General features: G+C 69.5%; 11 protein-coding genes and 1 pseudogene. 5 read left to right on the top strand and 7 right to left on the bottom strand.

Annotated elements, in window-relative coordinates; genetic code table 11:
• Window positions 1-6: 6 nt before the first annotated feature.
• The 3 genes from R2S09_RS23070 to R2S09_RS23060 form a co-directional block, all read right to left on the bottom strand.
• Complete coding sequence (locus R2S09_RS23070; RefSeq protein WP_399144446.1) at window positions 7-6,600, bottom strand: RHS repeat-associated core domain-containing protein; 6,594 nt, start codon at window positions 6,598-6,600, stop codon at window positions 7-9.
• Between the two features lie 138 nt (window positions 6,601-6,738).
• A complete protein-coding gene (locus tag R2S09_RS23065) occupies window positions 6,739-10,425 on the bottom strand; it encodes a LamG domain-containing protein (protein WP_316742976.1) in 3,687 nt (1,228 codons plus the stop codon).
• A 239-nt stretch (window positions 10,426-10,664) separates the two neighbouring features.
• Window positions 10,665-11,420 carry a TetR/AcrR family transcriptional regulator C-terminal domain-containing protein gene (locus tag R2S09_RS23060; RefSeq protein WP_306191615.1) on the bottom strand — a complete coding sequence of 252 codons (756 nt, stop codon included), beginning with the start codon at window positions 11,418-11,420 and terminating at the stop codon, window positions 10,665-10,667.
• A 179-nt stretch (window positions 11,421-11,599) separates the two neighbouring features.
• On the opposite strand from R2S09_RS23060, the gene R2S09_RS23055 reads away from it, so the two are divergent.
• Entirely contained in the window at window positions 11,600-13,204 is a 1,605-nt protein-coding gene (locus R2S09_RS23055; RefSeq protein ID WP_316743084.1) for a CocE/NonD family hydrolase, read from the top strand.
• 86 nt (window positions 13,205-13,290) lie between these two features.
• Here R2S09_RS23055 and R2S09_RS23050 read toward each other — a convergent pair whose 3' ends face one another.
• Window positions 13,291-13,740 (bottom strand): ATP-binding protein, encoded by a 450-nt coding sequence (locus tag R2S09_RS23050; protein WP_306191616.1) that lies wholly within the window; start codon window positions 13,738-13,740, stop codon window positions 13,291-13,293.
• A gap of 95 nt (window positions 13,741-13,835) precedes the next feature.
• Here R2S09_RS23050 and R2S09_RS23045 point away from each other — a divergent pair, with 95 nt between their 5' ends.
• The 3 genes from R2S09_RS23045 (at window position 13,836) to R2S09_RS23035 (ending at window position 15,405) form a co-directional block, all read left to right on the top strand.
• Window positions 13,836-14,684 carry a helix-turn-helix transcriptional regulator gene (locus R2S09_RS23045; protein ID WP_316742975.1) on the top strand — a complete coding sequence of 283 codons (849 nt, stop codon included), beginning with the start codon at window positions 13,836-13,838 and terminating at the stop codon, window positions 14,682-14,684.
• Window positions 14,644-14,841, top strand: coding sequence for a DUF397 domain-containing protein (locus R2S09_RS23040; RefSeq protein ID WP_306191618.1), 198 nt, complete (start codon window positions 14,644-14,646; stop codon window positions 14,839-14,841). The genes R2S09_RS23045 and R2S09_RS23040 overlap by 41 nt, the downstream gene beginning before the upstream one ends.
• A gap of 345 nt (window positions 14,842-15,186) precedes the next feature.
• A complete protein-coding gene (locus R2S09_RS23035; protein WP_306191619.1) occupies window positions 15,187-15,405 on the top strand; it encodes a hypothetical protein in 219 nt (72 codons plus the stop codon).
• A gap of 48 nt (window positions 15,406-15,453) precedes the next feature.
• Here R2S09_RS23035 and R2S09_RS40625 read toward each other — a convergent pair whose 3' ends face one another.
• Window positions 15,454-15,840, bottom strand: coding sequence for an HNH endonuclease (locus R2S09_RS40625; RefSeq protein ID WP_399144442.1), 387 nt, complete (start codon window positions 15,838-15,840; stop codon window positions 15,454-15,456).
• A 587-nt stretch (window positions 15,841-16,427) separates the two neighbouring features.
• Here R2S09_RS40625 and R2S09_RS23030 point away from each other — a divergent pair.
• A pseudogene (locus R2S09_RS23030) lies at window positions 16,428-16,601 on the top strand (site-specific integrase); the annotation flags it as partial.
• Between the two features lie 114 nt (window positions 16,602-16,715).
• On the opposite strand, the gene R2S09_RS23025 reads toward R2S09_RS23030, so the two are convergent.
• Together R2S09_RS23025 and R2S09_RS23020 are read right to left on the bottom strand one after the other, a co-directional pair.
• Window positions 16,716-17,225 carry an SUKH-3 domain-containing protein gene (locus tag R2S09_RS23025; protein WP_306191620.1) on the bottom strand — a complete coding sequence of 170 codons (510 nt, stop codon included), beginning with the start codon at window positions 17,223-17,225 and terminating at the stop codon, window positions 16,716-16,718.
• The coding region (locus R2S09_RS23020; RefSeq protein ID WP_316742974.1) for a hypothetical protein at window positions 17,225-17,609 on the bottom strand (385 nt) is incomplete at its 5' end. The genes R2S09_RS23025 and R2S09_RS23020, both read right to left, overlap by 1 nt.

Here is a 17,609-nt window from a genome sequence, read left to right as displayed (position 1 = left end):
CCGTCATCATCCGAACAGTTTGTCCCATGCCTTGCCCAGCACGTTGTTCGCGATGCTGGTGTAGACGATGCCGGACACCGCCCCGACGACGACTCCCACACCGGTGCCCACGCCCGGCACCGGGATCCAGGTGCCGACGACGCCCCCGACGTAGGCCCCTGTGGCGGCCCCCGCCCAGATCAGGCCCAGGTCCATACCGGTCATCACCGTGGTCTCGGCGAGGTTGCCGCCGGTGCCCTGGTAGTTGGACCAGAAGGTGGCGGCGCCGCCGATGTACGGAGCGAGTTTGAGGTAGCGGGCCATGCCGGGGATGGCCGACCCGAACCGTGCCCCGCCCAGTTGCACCTGACTGCCGAGCACCTTGGACGCCAGTTTCAGCGCACCGGGATGCTTCAGGTACAGGGCGAGGTCGGTGATCGCCTCGTCCAGTTCGGACGCCGTCGCCGCCGGGTTGGCGAAGACCGCGAGGATGGCTTTCCAGCGGGTGGCGAGTTCGTCCATGCCGGAGACGAGGGTTCCGCCGCCGGCGAGTATGCCGTTGACCGCCGCGCAGGTCCGGCCGCCGAAGCCGCGGTCCATGCAGCCGGTCGAGGAGGTCCAGTTGGCCAGCACCTCCTTCAGGGCGTTGTCGTTCGGGTTGGGCGCCGGCCCGGTCTTGAGCGCCGGGGCGCTGTGGTACTCGGGGCAGCGCGGGTTGCTGAGGCTCGGGCAGGGTGCGCTGCCGCCGTACTCGGGGCACTGCGGGTTGTTCAGGCTCGGGCAGACGGCGCCGGTGGTGCGCCCGTACTCGGGGCACTGCGGGTTGGTCAGGCTCGGGCAGGCGACCGGGGTGCCGCCGCCCCCGCCGTACTCGGGGCACTGCGGGTTGGTCAGGCTCGGGCAGGCCACGGGCACCGGGGCGGGCTTGTGGCCGGGGCAGAAGCTCGGGTCCACGTCGCAGCGGGTACGGCCGGTGGGGTCGCTGTTGGTGACCGGGTTGTTGGCGGAGTAGGAGTAGCCGTTGAGGGACTGGGTGTCGGAAGCCTCGAGGACCGGATCGACGCTGATGAACTGACCGGTGTCCGGGTCGTACTCACGGGCGCCGAGATGGGTCAGGCCGGTGCCGCTGTCGGCGGTCTTGCCGAGGTAGCCCTTGTCGTCGATCCAGGTGCCGACCCCGCCGGTGCGGGCGGCGCCGAACGCGGTGAGGTACCGCTTGACGGCGTCCTGGGTGTCGGAGGCGATGGCCAGGGTGGAGGTGCCGTGCTGGTCGGAGACCAGGTAGTACAGCTTGTCGGTGCCGGAGACATTGGTGCGGCAGGCCACGGTGACCTGGCCCGAGCCGTAGTAGCGCTGGGCGTAGGTGGTGCCGTTGGCCCGGAGGTGGAGTTCGGTCGCGCCGGCGTACAGGACGCGCTCCCCGTCCTGTGTGGCGCGGATGAGGAGGTTGCCGTCGGCGTCGTACACGTAGCCGGTCTGCTTACCGCCTTCGGTGAGGGTGTCGAGCTTCCCTTCCGGGGTCCAGGTCAGGCTCTGCTGCCCCGAGTCGCCGGCCCGGCTGGTGGCGTTGCCGGCCTCGTCGTAGTGGTAGGTGCGGTCGGGCGTCGCGCAGTCGGCCTTGGTGCTGGTGCCGAGCAGGGCGTGCGCGTCGGCCGCGGTGTCGTAGCAGTAGGTGGTCGTGGTGGTGCCGCTCGCCTGGTGCCGGGTCTCGGTGGTGCGCTGCCCGGCGTTGTTGTAGGTGTAGCCGGTCCAGTACGGCGCCGGGCCGCCCAGGGCGGTGGCGCTGCGCGGGTCCGAGCAGTCCTGCGAGCTGGGCGTCCAGGATTCGGTCAGGCGGCGCAGTCCGTCGTAGCCGAAGCACTCCGTCTCGGCGCCGGCGAGCGGGGTGGGGTCGGCGACGGCGGTGACGTCGCCCGCGTCGTCGTAGGTGTAGTCGAGGGCCTGGAGCATGTACGGGTGGGTCTGGTCGGTGACGTGGCTGGTGGCCTGCCGGCCGGTGCCCTCCTCGTAGGTGTTGGTGACGTACGCCTTCTTGGCGCTCTCGGAGTCGGTGGTGCCCAGGGTGAGCTGGAGGGGCTGCCCGAGGGCGGAGTAGTCGGCGTGCAGGAGGTAGCCCGTGCTGCCGGTGATCGCGGTGGTCTGGCCCTGGGCGTTGTAGTCGTAGTCGACGATCTCGGAGGGCAGCCCGCCGAGGGCCGGCTGGGTGGTGTTGCCCAGGGTGCCGTCGATGTTGTAGTGGCTGCTGAAGGAAATGGTGGAGGGGGCCTTGCCGGTGGTGACCAACGGGTCGTCGGCGGGCAGTTCCAGCTGCGTCCCGGTGGGCCGGCCGAGGCTGTCGACGGCGGTGGTCCGCTTGGTGTACGCCTTGCCGGTCCTGCCGCCCACATAGCGGGTGGAGGCGCTCAGCATGCCCTTGAGGACGGTGTCGTAGGTGTAGGACGTGAGCAGGTTGGCGTCGGTCTTCGAGCCGGACCAGGTGGCCGTGGGCCGGCCGAGCTCGTCGTACTCGGTCAGGACCGCCGAGCCGGGACGGGCGTCACTGGTGGTGATCGCGCGGTCGAGGATGTCGTATCCGGTGGTCGTGGTGCCCTTGTCGGGGTCGTCGGCGCGCACCTGTCGGCCGAACAAGTCGTAGGTGTACGACCAGGCGGCCCCGTCGGGTCCGGTGATGCCCTTGGGCTTGGCGTCGAGGGTGTAGGTGAACGCGGTGTCGGAGTGGGCGGCGCCGGGGCCGGTGCCGAAATCGGCGTCGGCCGGGCTGGCACCGGAGTACTGGCGGGTCTGGACGGTCTGACCGCGCACGTCGACGACGGTACGGATCGCCGAGCCGCCGGCCAGGGCGGTGCTGGCGGTGGAGTCACCCGTGTAGCCGGTGGTGGTGGACCACTTCTTCACGCCGTACACGTACAGCGAGCTCTGCACGGCGCGCCCGGCGCCGTCGTAGACCGTCTCGGTCTGCTTGGGCGCCTCGCCGTACTCGGCGCGGGTGTAGGTGGCGTCGGGAGCGGTGGTGCTGTCGAAGATGTTCTCGAGGGTCTCGTAGGCCATGCCCCGCGTGTCGTAGCGGGTGTCGCTGAGCAGCCGGCCGCCCTGGGGGGTGGGCGTCTGTGTCTGCAGCGGCCGCAGCAGGGCGTCGTAGAGGGCGTACGAGGTGTTGTACGTCTGGCCGTCGGCCTTGAGGGCCGAGGTGCCCACCGCGGACGGCTCGGTGGTGCTGGTGCGGTAGGTGAAGGTGTAGTTGGCGCTCTGGCCCGCGCCGCTGCTGCGGTTGGGCAGCCAGACGGCGCTCTTGCGGCCGAGGGCGTCGTAGGTGAACTCGGTCTTCTTCAGGTTGGCGTCGTAGCTGCGCAGCGGCAGGCTGCGGCGCGGGTCCAGGAACGTGGTGGTCTTGTAGCCCTTGGCGTCGGTGCCCACGGTCTTGGTGAGCGGGCCGCTGCTCGCGGGCGTGTAGGCGGTGCTGGTCGTCCTGTTGTCGGCGTCGGTGACGTCCAGGGGACGGCCGAGGGTGTCGTAGGTCATGGTGGCGGTGGTCTGCCAGCCGGTCGGGGTGCGCTCGCCGGCGGAGTCCGCCGAGGCGGGGTAGCCGGTGGCGCGTCCGGCCCAGCGGGGCTCGGCCTCGGTCGGGGTCTGGGCGGCCGTCCAGGCGGTGGCGGTCGCCGAGTCGTAGACGACGGCGGTGTCGGACAGGACGTCGCCGCGGGTGCGGGAGTCGGCCGGCAGGCTGAGCGAGGCGTCGCTCACGGAGCAGGCGCGGCCCACGGTGCGGCTGCGCGAGACCAGGTCGGTCAGGCCCGCGCCGGTGTTGCGGGCGTACCAGGTGCGGGTACAGGTCTCGTCGCCGGCCTTGCCCACCTCACCCGAGTCGTCGGAGGTCACCGGCATGCCGTAGGCGTCGTAGGTGGTCGACACCGCTCGCGAGCGCCAGGACTGGCTCGCCGTGAGGTACGTGTACGTCGTCGACTTGGCGGTGCGTACGAAGCGGGCCACGTGGTCGGCGGCGTCGGGCACGCTCTGCCGTGCCGTCTCCTTCGACCAGGGGTCGGTGACCGTGGCGCCGATCGGTGCGCTGCCGTTGTAGGCGACGGTCTCGCGTGTCTGCCCGGCGTACTCGTCGCGGTCGGTGACGGAGGCGGCGCCCAGGCCGGGGGCGGGCAGCGGGGCCAGGCTCACCGAACGGGTGGTGCCGTCCTTCTGCTTGTCGCCGTCCATGCCCTGGAAATACAGCGAGACGCTCTTGGAGCGGGTGGTGTTCAGGGCGCCGGTGTAGGTGGTCACCTCCCGGTAGCCGCGCCAGTCCGACCAGGTGCGCTCGGCCTTGGGCCGGAACGGGTCGTCGTCGTAGTGCCAGCCGGCGCCGCTGTAGGAGTACGCGTACTCGACGGCGTCGTTGTTGCCGGCGGGGTCGGAGACCGTCACGGCCAGCACCCGGTACTTGTGGAACCAGTCGAGCTTGGCGTCCAGGGAGCCGTTGATGTTCCAGTACTGCGGGTAGCAGGAGCGGGTGTTGGTGTCCTGCGGGGCGTCGAGGACCTCGCTGCGCACGCACTCCGGGGAGTTCAGCGTCACGGTGGTGATGGCGCCGGTCTCGGAGGTGAACGTGGACAGCCGCGGCCGGGTCAGCGGCAGGATGTCGTCGGTGGCGTCGACCCGGTTGGGCCGCATCTGGTAGGTGAAGGTGATCGGGGCGACGGGCAGCGCGGTGGCGCCCGCCTTGCCGGTGCGGGTGAGCGACTTCAGGGTCAGCGTCTGGTCGGAGGTGTCGCCGATGTCCCCGCCGTCGAGGAACTGCTGGGTCAGCGTCCAGGAGTCGACGGGGTCGTAGGCGCTGGTGGTGGCGTTCCAGGAGTAGGTGCTGACGCCGGTCAGGCGCTTGCGGGTGAACATCGCGGGGGCCAGCGCCATGCAGTCCGCGTCGCCGTCGGAGCAGATCGCGTCGTAGGGGACGTCCGGCCAGTTGTCGGAGGTGGCGTCGGTCAGCGAGGAGCAGTCGGCGGCGGTGCAGCGCTCGGCGTGGGTGAAGGTCACCTTGGCGTCGGCGTCGTCGGTGAACAGGGCGCCCTTGCGCAGACCGTACTTGATCTCCTTCAGGTAACCGCCGCGGATGTACGACGTGTTGGCGGTGGACGCGTTGTCGCGCTTGTAGTAGTTGCTCTCCTTGGCATACCAGTAGGTCGCCGCGTTGCCGTGGATGTCCTCGACGTAGTCGAGGTTCCAGCGCCAGGCCTGGGTGAGCCAGCGGTCGGCGAAGGCGTCGCCCTTGGTGTAGCCGGGCTCGCCCGCGTCGTCGCCGTAGACCGGGACGGTCCAGGTGGAGTCCGTGCGCTGGTCGGTGGCACCGTCGAGCTTGTCCAGGCCGAAGACGTACTTGGTGCCGTCACCGGTGACGACCGTCCAGTACTCGCCGTTGTCGTCGCCGTTGTCCGCGCCGGTGGAGTGGGTGACCGTGGACGCGTCGTCGTCCTGGAGGTGCCAGGCGCCGGTGTTCGCGTCCTTGACCAGGCGAGCGGACTTGCCGTTCAGCACGAGCTGGGCGTTGTCGTACTTCCAGCACTGGTCGTAGACGCCGGAGTGCCCGTCGTCGTCGCAGGAGCCGTAGGAGCGCTGGATGTAGGACTCGGTGAGGGAGAAGCCCTCGCCGACGGTGCTGGCCTGGTTGTTGGTGGTGGCGGTGCGTCCGTCGATGCTGCCCGAGTCGTACGACAGGGTCAGCGCGGGCGTGGGCCCGGCCGCGGCGGGCGGCAGGGTGAAGTCGTACTTCCAGTCGAACGAGCCCGAGTTGGTGCCGGCCGTCCAGGAGGAGGCGGGTGCCAGGGGCGTCGCCGAGTAGTCGCCGGTGCCGGCCGGGGAGGGGCCGGCGGCGCTGGAGCCGGAGGTGGTGACCGCCAGGAGGGTGGCGGTGGGAGCTGCCGTCGCGTCGGCGGAGCCGGCCTTCGGCCGGGCCGCGGTGGACGGCAGTTGGGCGGAGACCGACTGGGAGCGGATGTCGTTGTCCGCGTGCAGCGGGGTGCGGCGTCGGCACTCCGCGCGCTGCGGGGTGGTGAGTGCGCACTGGGGGAGCTGGACGAGGGTCAGCCGCTGGGCCCAACCGCCGCCGAGGACGCCGGCGAAGCCGCTGTAGTCGACGTCGATCGTCGTGCGGCCGACGGTGTCCGGGGCCACGCTGAGCAGGACGCCGGTGACGCCGGCCGCGCGGGCGGCCTTCTGGTCGAGGACGGTGACGTGGGCGGCGGAGGGCGCGGTGCCCCTCGCGGGAGTGAGGGTGACGGGGAGGCCGCCCGGGGTGCCGGTGCCGGGACGCACCGCGGTCGGCTCGATGTCGGCCGTCCCGGAGCGCGGCCACGTCGCGGCCCGCTGTTCCGCGCGGGCATGGGCGGCCTGGGCGGCGTTGGCGGCGGCCTCGTTCCTGGCTTGCTGCCGGGCCTTGGCGGCGCCCGGTCCGTCGTAGGCCTTGACCTTGCTGGTGCGCTGGTCGGGCACCCGGGGTCTGCCGAGGCCCTTGGCGTCGGCGGCCTGGGCCACCGGGGTCAGGGAGCCGGCGGCGCCCACCGCGAGGATCAGGGCGGTCACGAACGACCGCACCGAGAACCCTCTCGGGCGTGCCCTTTTCATCCTGTTTGGCATATTTTGTCCACCCATTGAGTCGCAGCGGTCCGCAGTGAGGGGGCATGCAAAAGGAGTGCGGGGGTGTGGGAGAGCGGGAGCCGGAGGGCGGGTGCGGGCGGGCCGGTGTGGGCCGCCCGCACCCTGGAGCCGACCGGGTCAGTCCCCGACGCGGTCGTCGATCTGCTCGCTGGAGGCCATCGCACCGGCCCAGAGCCGCACCTCCTGCACACGGGCCGGCAGGAAGTGCGCCCAGGTGCCGTTGGTGTAGCCCTTGCCGATGGCGAAGTCACCGCTGCCCAGCGCCACGGTGAACGCGGTGGCGTCGCCGTTCTGGTTGTGGCCGAGGTAGAGACTGATGGTGCCGGTCAGCGGGTCGTACGTACCCGTCAGGCGCACCATGCTGTCCACCGCGGCGACCTCGTCGGAGGCCACGGAGGAGAAGGTGCCGTCGGCGTTCAGGCGTCCGAAGTGCCACAGACCGACTGGGACGGTGCGCTCTTCGAGGGTGTCCTCGTCGAGCACGGTCTCATTGCCCGTCTTCTGGTACCAGAAGCCCCAGGCGGAGCCGTCCTCGGTGCGCTGGCCCAGCACCTGCCCCGTGTATCCGGTCTCCTTCGCGGCGAGTTGGGCGCCGTCGAGCTGCACCAGGGTGGTGACCGTGAAGGCGCCGTGGTCGTAGACCAGCGGGCCGCTCGCCGTGGCGGCGTCATCCACGCCGTCCAGGGTGATCGCCTCGCCGTCCAGGGCCGCCCCGCCGGTGAGCGTGAGGTTCCTGCCGTATCCGGAGGTCGTGTCGGGGATGGTGGTGCCGCTGCCGCGGTCGGCCGACCAGTCGGCCACCAGCTCGGCGGCCGCGAACCCCTCCGAGGTCATCAGCCGGGCCTCGTCGGCGATCTCCTGCCAGGTGAGCACCCGCTGCCAGACGGCGACCTCGTCGATGGAGCCCTGGAGGTAGTACCCGGGGCCCGTACTGAACTGGTGCCGGCCGAAATCGAGCGGCGCGGTCGACGGGTACGAACCCTGGACGGTCTGCCCCTGGTACTGCCTGCGGCCGTCCACGTAGAACATGAGCTGGCCGGTCGCCGGATCGTAGGTACCGGCCAGGTGCGTCCACACGCCGACCTGCGCCTGGTAGGCCGCGAGCTGACCGTAGTACCAGTCGGTCTCGCCCGGCTGACGGATGCCGAAGAACCAGGTCTTCTTGGCGGCCTCGTACTCCAGGAGGAACGGGCTGCTGACGCTGTCCTTCGTCGAGAGCACCGCCATGTCGCGATCGTCGCGCTCCAGCCGCACCCATGCCGAGAGGGTGAAGGCCGAGCGGGTCTCCAGCACCGCGCCGGAGGTCTGCGCGTAGGCGGTGGTGCCGTTCAGCGACAGGCCCTTGTCGGTGACGGGGTTGTCCAGCGGTACACCGGAGGCGTCGCGCGTGATCAGTCCGCGCCGGCCGCGGTCGTCGCGCACGGCCCCGCCGTACAGGGTCGCGTCGTCACTGCCGTCGGCCGTGGCGGAGTCCACCGCCACGCCGCTGTCCTCGCCGAAGTGCCAGCGTCCCAGGGGCCCTTCACCCGCGGCGACCAGGAAGTCCACCGCGTTCTGGGCGCCCCAGCGGCCCACGGAGTCCTTGGCCCGCACGTAGATCGTGTAAGTGCCGGACCGCTCCGGGGTGATCGGCTGGGAGACGGTGGCGCCGTTGATCGCGGCGGACCAGGCGGCCGTGGCCGACAGCTTGTACTGGTAGGCCACGTTGGTGTCGCCGGCGGCGGGCCCGAAGGTGAAGGTGGCCTTCGTGCCGGGGCCTCCGGCGGCCTTGCAGTCGGTGGGGGTGCAGGCGCTGTAGGGGCTGCCGACGGTGATCGTCGGCGCCTTGGGCGCGGTGGAGTCCACCTTGAAGTAGCACCAGCCGGTGGTGGTGGCGTTCGACGGACCGGCCAGATAGCTGGCGCCGCCGTTGTAGTACGACCGTCCCCAGGCCCGGTACCGGTAGAGCGTGCCGTCCGTGAGCGACGACCAGGTCAGCGTCACCTTGGCGTTGTCGCCGACGTAGCCGGTCGAGGGGCGGACGTCGCCGTTGCCTGCCGTGGTGTCCGCCCAGGTGCCGTCGCTCTTCTTGTTGTCGAGGTCGTAGGCGATCCGCAGCTGGGCGCCGCTCTCACCGCCGGCCTTGGTCTGCGCGGTCGCGGTGAGCGTCGGGGTGGGGTCGGAGACGATCGCCGGGTCGCTCTCGCTTGTCTCGCAGACCGTGCCGGAGCCGGTGACCAGGCCGATGGAGCTCGGCTTGTCGGGCAGGCCCACGAAGTCCACGGCGAGCACCGCGTCGTTCTTGAACCGCTTCCACGCCGAGGTGTCCGACTCGTCGTGGGCCCGGATCTCCAGGGTCAGCCGGGAGAACTTGCCCGCCGCGAAGTCCTCCACCGTCGGGGTGAGGTTCTCGTTCGACTCGTCCGGGTTGTCGTGGAACTCGACCGGCGCGTCCGGGGAGTCCGGGTCGCACAGCGAGCCGCGGCCCGCCGAGACGTTCCGGTCGACCATCCAGTCCAGTTCCTTGGGCCGCGTGGACCAGGTGGTGGAGGAGGAGATGTTGTTCGTGCGCACCAGGTCCACCCAGCGCGGGTCGCACTGGAACGCCCACGGTTCGGTGACCCGGAACGTGGCGTCGAGGACCTTCTTGCCCTTCAGGCTGGCCGGGGAGAACTCGAAGTACAGCTTCTGCACATAGCCCGGGCCGCAGTAGTAGCCGTTCCAGGTGCCGCACTTGCCGGCGCCCTTGCCCTGGTTGTCGTCGCCGTTTCCCCATCCGTAGGACTCGTAGCCGTCGCTGCGCAGCAGGGTGCGTTCGGACTCGCCCCAGGTGACCGTCGGGTCGATGAAGAGGGGGAAGGCGGAGGCGTCGGTCCCGGTGAGCATCCCGGCGTCCGGGACCACCGACAGCGAGTCACGGGTGACGTCGACGGGCATTCGGACGACCTTGTCGCCCTGGCCGGGCTCCAGTCCGGTGCCGGACGGGGCCGTTTCAGCCGGGTCGGCGGCACGGGGCCCCTCGGTGACGGGCGCGTCGGCGACGTGCTGTCGGGTGGGCGCGGCGGAGGCGGCCGGCCGCGCGGCGGACTGCCCCGGTCCGGCCGAGTCCCACATCTGGGCCGGCGGGGCACGGAAGACCCGGTTGCCGTCGTCGTCCACGGCGGTGAGGTTGCCCGCCTTGCCCTCGACGATGTCGAGGTCCTTCGTCCTCAGCGAGTACTTGATCTTCTTGAGCGCCGAACTCTTCGCCGCCTTGGGCGTCTTGACGACCAGGACGTGCTGGAAGCCCTCCACGGTCGCGGTGACCCTGAGGTCGACGCCGTCGAGCACGTCGGGGTAGGTGGCGGTGGCGCCGTCGAGGACGGGCTCGGGAAGCGGGTGCGGCCACCCCACGGACAGACTGCGGCCGCCCTCTTGGATGCTGACCAGCGGATCCTTCGCGCCACCGCCGGAGAAGACCATGTCCGCCGCGGCCGCCTTGGGCGCGATCCGGCCGTCGGCCCGCACCTGGAGCGTGGCGTCGGGGCTCTGCCAGCCGCCGCCGGGCTTGGCCACCCGTACCGGTATCGCGGACTCCTCCAGGGTGAAGGTGCCCTCCGGGTTCGCGAACACCGTGTCGCGCTCGGTGCGTTGGCCGGTCACCTCGACGCGGTGACCCGTCTTGCGCGCCTCGTCCTGGGCCTGCCGCGCCTGCGCGTTCCCGCCTGCCGCGGCCGGGGCCTCCTCGGCGGCCGCACGGGCCGAGGGAGCGTGGCCCAGCACGGGCAGTGCGCCCAGGAGGGCGACGACCGACACCAGCGATATCAAGCCGCGTCTGCGTCGCATGGTTCTGTGGACATCAAGGCCTTGCCGTCTCACATCGCACCCCCGCCGCCCATATTTGTCATGTACGGGCCGAGACTCTGCCATGTGATGATCAGATCAGTACACAGTTTTCACACAAAGCAAACAGACGCTCATGAGTCCTTGACGTTCACCTCACCCGTTCATGACCTTCCCTTGACGAAAAATCACCGCACACCGCCCACACCGACGCGGCGCCGGGCACCACCAGGCGGAGGAGATCAGGCCACGCCTCCGCCCGCCCCCTGGAGCGGTACGCCCGCCCCGGCGTCGAGGCCGTCGACCAGGCGGTCGAGAAAGCGGGTGAAGGTGGCGTCGGGGGTGAGGGGGCGTCCGGGTGAGGCGAGGGCCTCGGCGAGTTCCGGGTGGCGGCCGTCGGCGGCGACGGCGGCGAGGTAGCGGGCTTCGGCAGCGCCCCGGTCGGGGGATCGTGCGGCCGCGGCCTGGGTGATCTCATGGCCGACATGCCCGGCGACGAAGGCGGTGAGCTGGGCGAAGACCTCCAGCCTCGCCGCACCGTCCAGTCCGCTGGGCCGCAGTGCGGCCAGGGCCCGTTCCAGGAAGGCCAGCGTGTTGGGGCCGGGCGTGCGGCGGGTGGCCAGGGCGGCGGGCAGCCAGGGGTGTCGCAGCATGTGGGCGCGCTGGAGGTGGGCGATGGCCTTCAGGTCGGCCCGCCAGTCGCCGGTGAGCGGGTCCGTGGCGGGCAGTTCGCCGCTGACGTGATCGACCATCAGCTCCAGCAGCGTCTCCTTGTCGGGGGCGTAGCTGTAGAGCGACATGACGCCGGCTCCGACCTCGGCGGCGACCCGCCGCATGGTGACCGCGTCGAGTCCCTCCGCGTCCGCGACCTCGACTGCTGCCGCCGTGATCGCCTCGCGGCTGAAGGAGGGCCTGCGGCCCCTGCGCCGCTCGGCGGAACGCAGCCAGAGCCGCTCGGGGTCGACGCCCGCGCCGCCGGGTGCTCCGTCATCGGGCACGGCCTCGCTCTCCTTCCCTGCCCTCGAGGCGACTCTTGCGGGGATCATCCAAGCACCCTCTATTATCGTACGACGTACGGAATGAAGGAGGGGGAACGATGCCATCACGCATGCCCGACGCCGAGGCCCGGCCGCTCTGGGCACCACCTGCCGGAAAGCCGCCGCTGTCCTCGCGGATGATGAGGGCGACCTGGCGCCGCCTCCCGGCGAAACGGCACGACGTCGGATGGGAGCCGGGGCTGGAGGTGCCGGCCGCCGACGGCAGCCCGTTGCGCACCGACCACTACTTCCCGCGCGCGGAAGGCGACTTCCCCACCCTCCTGGTCCGCTCGCCCTACGGCCGCGGCCTGCCCTGGTCCCCCATGTACGGCCTGCTCTTCGCCGAACAGGGCTTCCATGTGGTCGTGCAGAGCTGCCGCGGCACCGGCGGTTCGGGCGGGGCGTTCGACCTGTGGCGCAACGAGGCCGCCGACGGCCGGGCCACCGTGTCATGGCTGCGCGAGCAACCCTGGTTCGACGGAACACTGGGGACGGTCGGCCCCAGCTACCTGGGCTACGTGCAGTGGGCCCTCGTCGTGGACCCGCCCCCGGAGCTGAAGGCGATGGTGATGCAGGTGGGCCTGCACGATCCCTATGCCCTGTTCCACGCGGACGGCGCGTTGCGTCTGGAGAACGCCCTCGCCGTCGGCGTGGGCATGACCTACCAGCACCAGGGCATGGTTCCGTTCCTGAGAGCGACCCTGCGCCTTCGGCGCCGCCTGCGCGACGTCACCACCGCGCAGCCCCTGCGCGGCGCGTACGCGTCCGCCCTCGGGCACGAAGTGCCGTGGCTGGACGAGGTGATGACACACCCGGACCCCGAGGACACGTACTGGCACGGCGCGTCCCCGGCGGAGGCGGCGGAGCGGCTCGACGTACCCACCGCCCTGATCACCGGATGGCACGACGCGCTGGCCGACCAGACCTTCGAGCAGTACGACCGGCTGCGCCGGGCCGGATGCGAGACCGCCCTGCTCGTCGGCCCCTGGACCCACACCTCCGCCCTGCAACAGGGCTGGTCCGAGGTCTTCGCCGAGAGCCTCGCGTGGCTGCGGGCCCACCTGTGCGCCGACCCCTCCGGCCTGCGTCCGGCGACCGTACGCGTGCACGTCGGCGGCGAGAACACCTGGCGAGATCTCGAGGACTGGCCGCCGCCCCTCGCCGCCACCCCGTGGTACCCCACCCCGGGCGGGCACCTCACCCAGCAGGCCCCCACGGACTCAGCACCCCTGACGACGTTCCGCTACGACCCGGCCGACCCCACCCCTTCCCTCGGCGGCCCTCTGCTCTCCCGTACCGCAGGTCCGCGCGACAACGGCCCCCTGGAGGCCCGGGACGACGTCCTGACGTTCACCGGCCCTCCGCTGACCGAGCCCGTCGACATCGCGGGCCCGGTCTCCGCACGCCTGACCATCTCCACGGACACCGGCCACGCCGACATCTTCACCCGCCTGTGCGACGTGGACCCCCAGGACCGCTCCGTCAACATCTGCGACGGACTGGGCCGACTCCGCACGACCGGACAGGCGTCCGCACAGATCACCGTGCCGATGAGCGCCACCGCCCACCGCTTCCCCGCCGGCCACCGCATCCGCTGGCAGATCAGCGGCGGCGCCCACCCCCGCTACGCCCGCGGCTCCGGCACCGGCCACCCACCGGCGGACGCCACGACCTTCGCCCCTGTACACATCACACTCCACACGGACTCGACGCTGACACTGCCCCAGAGCTCGGCGCTGACGTGACAGCGGCTCCCTATCCCGAGGGGATGCCCGTATCACGCGTCTGGTCGGCTAACGCAGGAATGGCCCTGGCCCCAGCCGACCACGCGTCACGGACGCGGTTCTGACGAAGCTGCGCCGGCGCCCCCGGCCAGGCACTCGAACCACACCGTCTTGCCCTGCCCGTCAGGGCGGGCGGTGACACCCCACCGGTCGGTGAGGGCGGCCACGAGCACGAGCCCGCGCCCACCCTCGGCGAGTGCATCGCCGATGGCCGCCACGGGCAGCTCGGGAAACCGGTCTGCGACCTCCACCCGCACTCCGCCACGCCGGAGCAGAAAACAGATGTGACAGCGTCGGCCGGGTACGTGCCGTACGACGTTGGCGATCAGCTCGGTGACCGCCAGCTCGGCGGCGTCGGCCACGCCCTCCAGCCCCGAACCGGCGAGGTAGAGCCGCAGAATTCCGCGCAGATGCCGGGCCGAATGCTCGCCCACGGCGAACTCGGCCCGGTACTCACTCTGGACGTCCGCCGTACGCGGACCAGTTGCTTGATTCACACCACAAGACTGCGACGCTCCGAATACATTCGACAACGCAAAGAAACGAACGCCGTGAGGTGTTGGAGGGCACAATCCCCAAGCGAGGTACCGCCGTGGCCAACATCCAGTCGCTCGACCCCACCGCTTCCCCGCTCGCGTACTACGGCTGGGAGCTGCGCCGTCAGCGCGAGGCCCACGGCCTCAAACAGGGCCAGCTCGGCGAGATCATCTTCTGCACGGGCTCATTGATCGGGCAGATCGAGACAACGAAGAAGGTCCCCACCCGCGACTTCTCCGAACGCGTCGACGCGGCTCTCGGCACGGACGGCCTGTTCTCCCGCCTGATCGGCCTGGTCCTGCGCAGCCAACTCCCCAACTGGTTTCAGCCGTACGCGGAGATGGAGGCGAAGGCGACGTACATCTCCACGTACCAGGCGCAGTTGATCTACGGCCTGTTGCAGACGGAGGAGTACGCGCGGGCGGTCCTCGCCACCGGTATGCCGGACGACCTGGAAGGTCTGCTGGCGGCCCGAATGGAACGCCAACGCATCCTGGAGCGGGAACAGCCACCGCTGGCCTGGGTGATCCTGGACGAGGCGGTGCTGCACCGACCGATCGGCGGCCGGGAGGTCATGCGGAGACAACTGGAGCACCTGTTGAAGTTCACCGGCCACCGCTGGCAGCAGGTGCAGGTGCTGCCGAACTCGACGGGTGAACACGCGAGCCTTGCCGGTTCGTTCACCGTAATGCGCTTCGAGGACGACCCGGACGTCGTCTACACCGAGGACCTCATCTCCGGCCATGTGACGGCCAACCCCGAGACCGTCAGGGAGGCCGCTCTCCGTTACGCTCGCTTGCAGGCCACCGCCCTCTCCGTGGAGGACTCGGCGGCGCTGATCACCCGCGTGATGGAGGAACGCTATGGAGACCGGTCCCAGCCTGAGGAACGCACAGTGGCGTAAGTCCAGCTACAGCGGAAACACCGGCGGCGAGTGCGTCGAGGTCGCCATCGGCTGCCGCACCGGCGCCGTCCCGGTCCGCGACAGCAAGAACTCTGCCGGCCCGGTCGTGATCGTGGGCAAGGAGGCGTGGAAGGCGTTTATGGACGGGCTGCGGTAGCAGGTCGCGAGGACGCCTCCGTTACCCTCGCCGACTTCGGAGCGGCACAACCGGCCCCACAGGTCACGCCTGACCAGCGCACCTCAAAGAGATCGCGTTACGAGCCCCAAGCGGATCGGTTTCGTTCCGGTCGGATGACGTAGCCGAAAATAGGAGTCACCCAGAGTAGGTCAGGCCCTACCTGCGGGCACGAAGGCTTATTTGACACATTCGACCGGTCACTCCGCTCACTTCCACACCGCGAAATCCTGATTTCCCTCAGTAGCTTACTTATTTCGCTACCTAATCTCCGTACTCCCACGGGGAGATTTCCCAGGGAGTCGAGGCTGATTCTCGCATTGCCGCATGACCAATTGGAATTTTCATAACCTCCGCAAGACTCTCATCCAAGGTGATGACATGGCTCAAATGGTAGACCCCGCAAGCGCCATCTTCATTGGGATCATTCACCCCATCCCCAATGAGCCAGTCACCTTCGTCGTCATGTACCACAATAAGCGCTGGAAGTTCCCCGCTCATGACCGTCCGTTGCACGACAGCCGCTACATCCGCCGCGACTTTTGAGGGAAATCCCGAAGGAGAGGCAAAGTGGTCGTTCATCGAGTTCATCTCCTATCCCGGAATCCCGCCATTCGGGAACGAGCCCATCTGCTCCCACAGCTCATCATACGTGAGGTCGCTCTTGACTTCACTATTGCATACTCGGCATAGCAGATCACCGTTGCCGGGATCCCCTGATCCGCCTCTCGACCGGGGCTCCCGATGATCGACTGCACCTTCATTCGGGGGCGGCGTTACCCCCCTCGTCGACTGCTGGGGCCTAACAAGGGGCTCGCCACATATCTCACATTTCGCCGTGCCGCCATTTGCCGCTTCATTGTCAGCCCAGACTTTCTTCTTCCCGGCGCGGGTAAAAGGCTTGAATGGGCGGCTTCCCGGCGCGCCTCCAGCAACCCTTGGGCAATTGTGTACCAGTACTGGGGCATTTCCCGCCAGCACATAGTACGTGTGCTCGCCGGGCGGTCGTCACCTGCATTTTCGCTGGTCAGCGAATTCCGGCCTGTTCGTGGATGTGTGTGGAAGTGCCCTGCTGTGCTCCCGTGTTGCCGTCGGCGTTGCCGTCAGACGGCTACGTGCGTGAGGGCGGCGGAGTGGGCTTTGGCCGGTGTCCTGCCCGGGTTGGGGTCGGGCATGGTCAGGGGGCCGTACGCTGGCCCGGCAACTCGGGCAGGCCGTGTTCCTGCCCGCAATGTGCACGAGTGGCCCCCTGGCCTTGCCCGACGCGGGCCCCGACCCGGGGAGGTGGGTAAAGCACGCGGAGCCCCCCGACCCGTCCACCAGGCCTGCGCACCAGCCAACTCCCCACCGTCGCCTCGCCGTCGGCCTGGCGCTCGCCGTGCGGGCGCGTCCGGCTTCCTTCGCGCTTCCGGTGCTCCGCTACGTGCTTCTGCGCGGCCTGGTCGCTGGCCGGCCCGCGGTGGCGGAGCCGAGAGCGGGCCGGGTGGGCGGCCGTGCCGCGCGCGACCCGCGTCAGCGGGTCGCCTTGATCAAGTAAAGAAACTCTGAACAGCTCACCCGCTGACCAACTTGTCCAGTCCCCCGCCACCCTGCTCCTGGAGCAAGGCGTCGAACTCGTCGTGATCAAGGAACTCTTCGGCCACGCCTACATCGGTGTCACCGCCACCGTCTACGCCCACGTCCGACTCCGCCTCCAGCGAGACGCCATCGATTCCCTCGGCTGTGCCCTCGACCACTCCTGACATACGTACGGCAACGGCGGCGGACACCCAGGTGTCCGCCGCCGTTGCCGTCAACTACTGCCGTCAACCCGGCCAGAAGCCCCGTTAGACGAAGCTCTACGCGGCCGAGATTCACTAACGAGAATCAGGTCTCGGCCAAGGATCGAGTCCCGGATCGGAGTACAGACAGATCAGTGGGCGATTCGCGCAGACTGCCAACTCTAGGGAGTCTTCGAAGGTGGAACCAAGCTCCCAAATCCAACCCATGCCAGCAGCAACCACCCTCCCCTCAGCTTCGACGAACACGCTTGAATAACTGAGCCATTCACCGATGGGGAAATAGTCCCCACCGAGAACACTCTCCACCTCTGTTGCTAGATCACGCTGCCCTGATCCAGCGGCGATGGGATCGAAATTGTAAGGCTCGTCATTACTGAAGTTCGGGCCGACTCGATTGACCGGACCGATTGAGAGCCCTCCCACCGCCGCGAGGATTTCCTCTGCCAATGAGTGGGACCGGTACCCTTCACCCTCCAGCAGCTCCACCCATTGACCTGCATCAACCTTCCTTCCTGTGCTCCATCCGGACGCAACAAGCGCCCCAAGCAGATCCTCGCTGAGCGAGTCGAAGCGAATCAGGGACATCAGTTGATCTCCAGGTCTTCCAGCAGTCTGCCACAACGGCCGCAGGGGTGAGCCGGTTCACCATGCCCATCCGTATTCGATGTCGGCATGGAGTTATTTCGCGTCCTTACCGTTTGCATGGTTCCACCCCTGATGGCCTCGGGCCCCTCCGCCGCCTGCGCCTGAATTAGACAGTGCACCTCCGCGCACCCTCCATGGTGACCTGTCCGTTCGAGTGCATCCGCCAACGGCCCTTCTGCCTGCTGACCGTGCTTATTGCGGCCGTAGTACTTCGCACCTGAAGGAGATGTGTACTCGGAGGCAAACTTCACCCCAGGTTCGTTGCGAACACTGTCGGCATAGTCACCCAGGTTGCAGTTGTGAACCAGGACCGGCGTGGCCCCC

The sequence above is a fragment of the Streptomyces sp. MK7 genome, assembly GCF_032658145.1.
GTDB lineage: Bacteria > Actinomycetota > Actinomycetes > Streptomycetales > Streptomycetaceae > Streptomyces > Streptomyces spiralis.
This window is presented reverse-complemented; position numbering and strand designations above follow the sequence as displayed.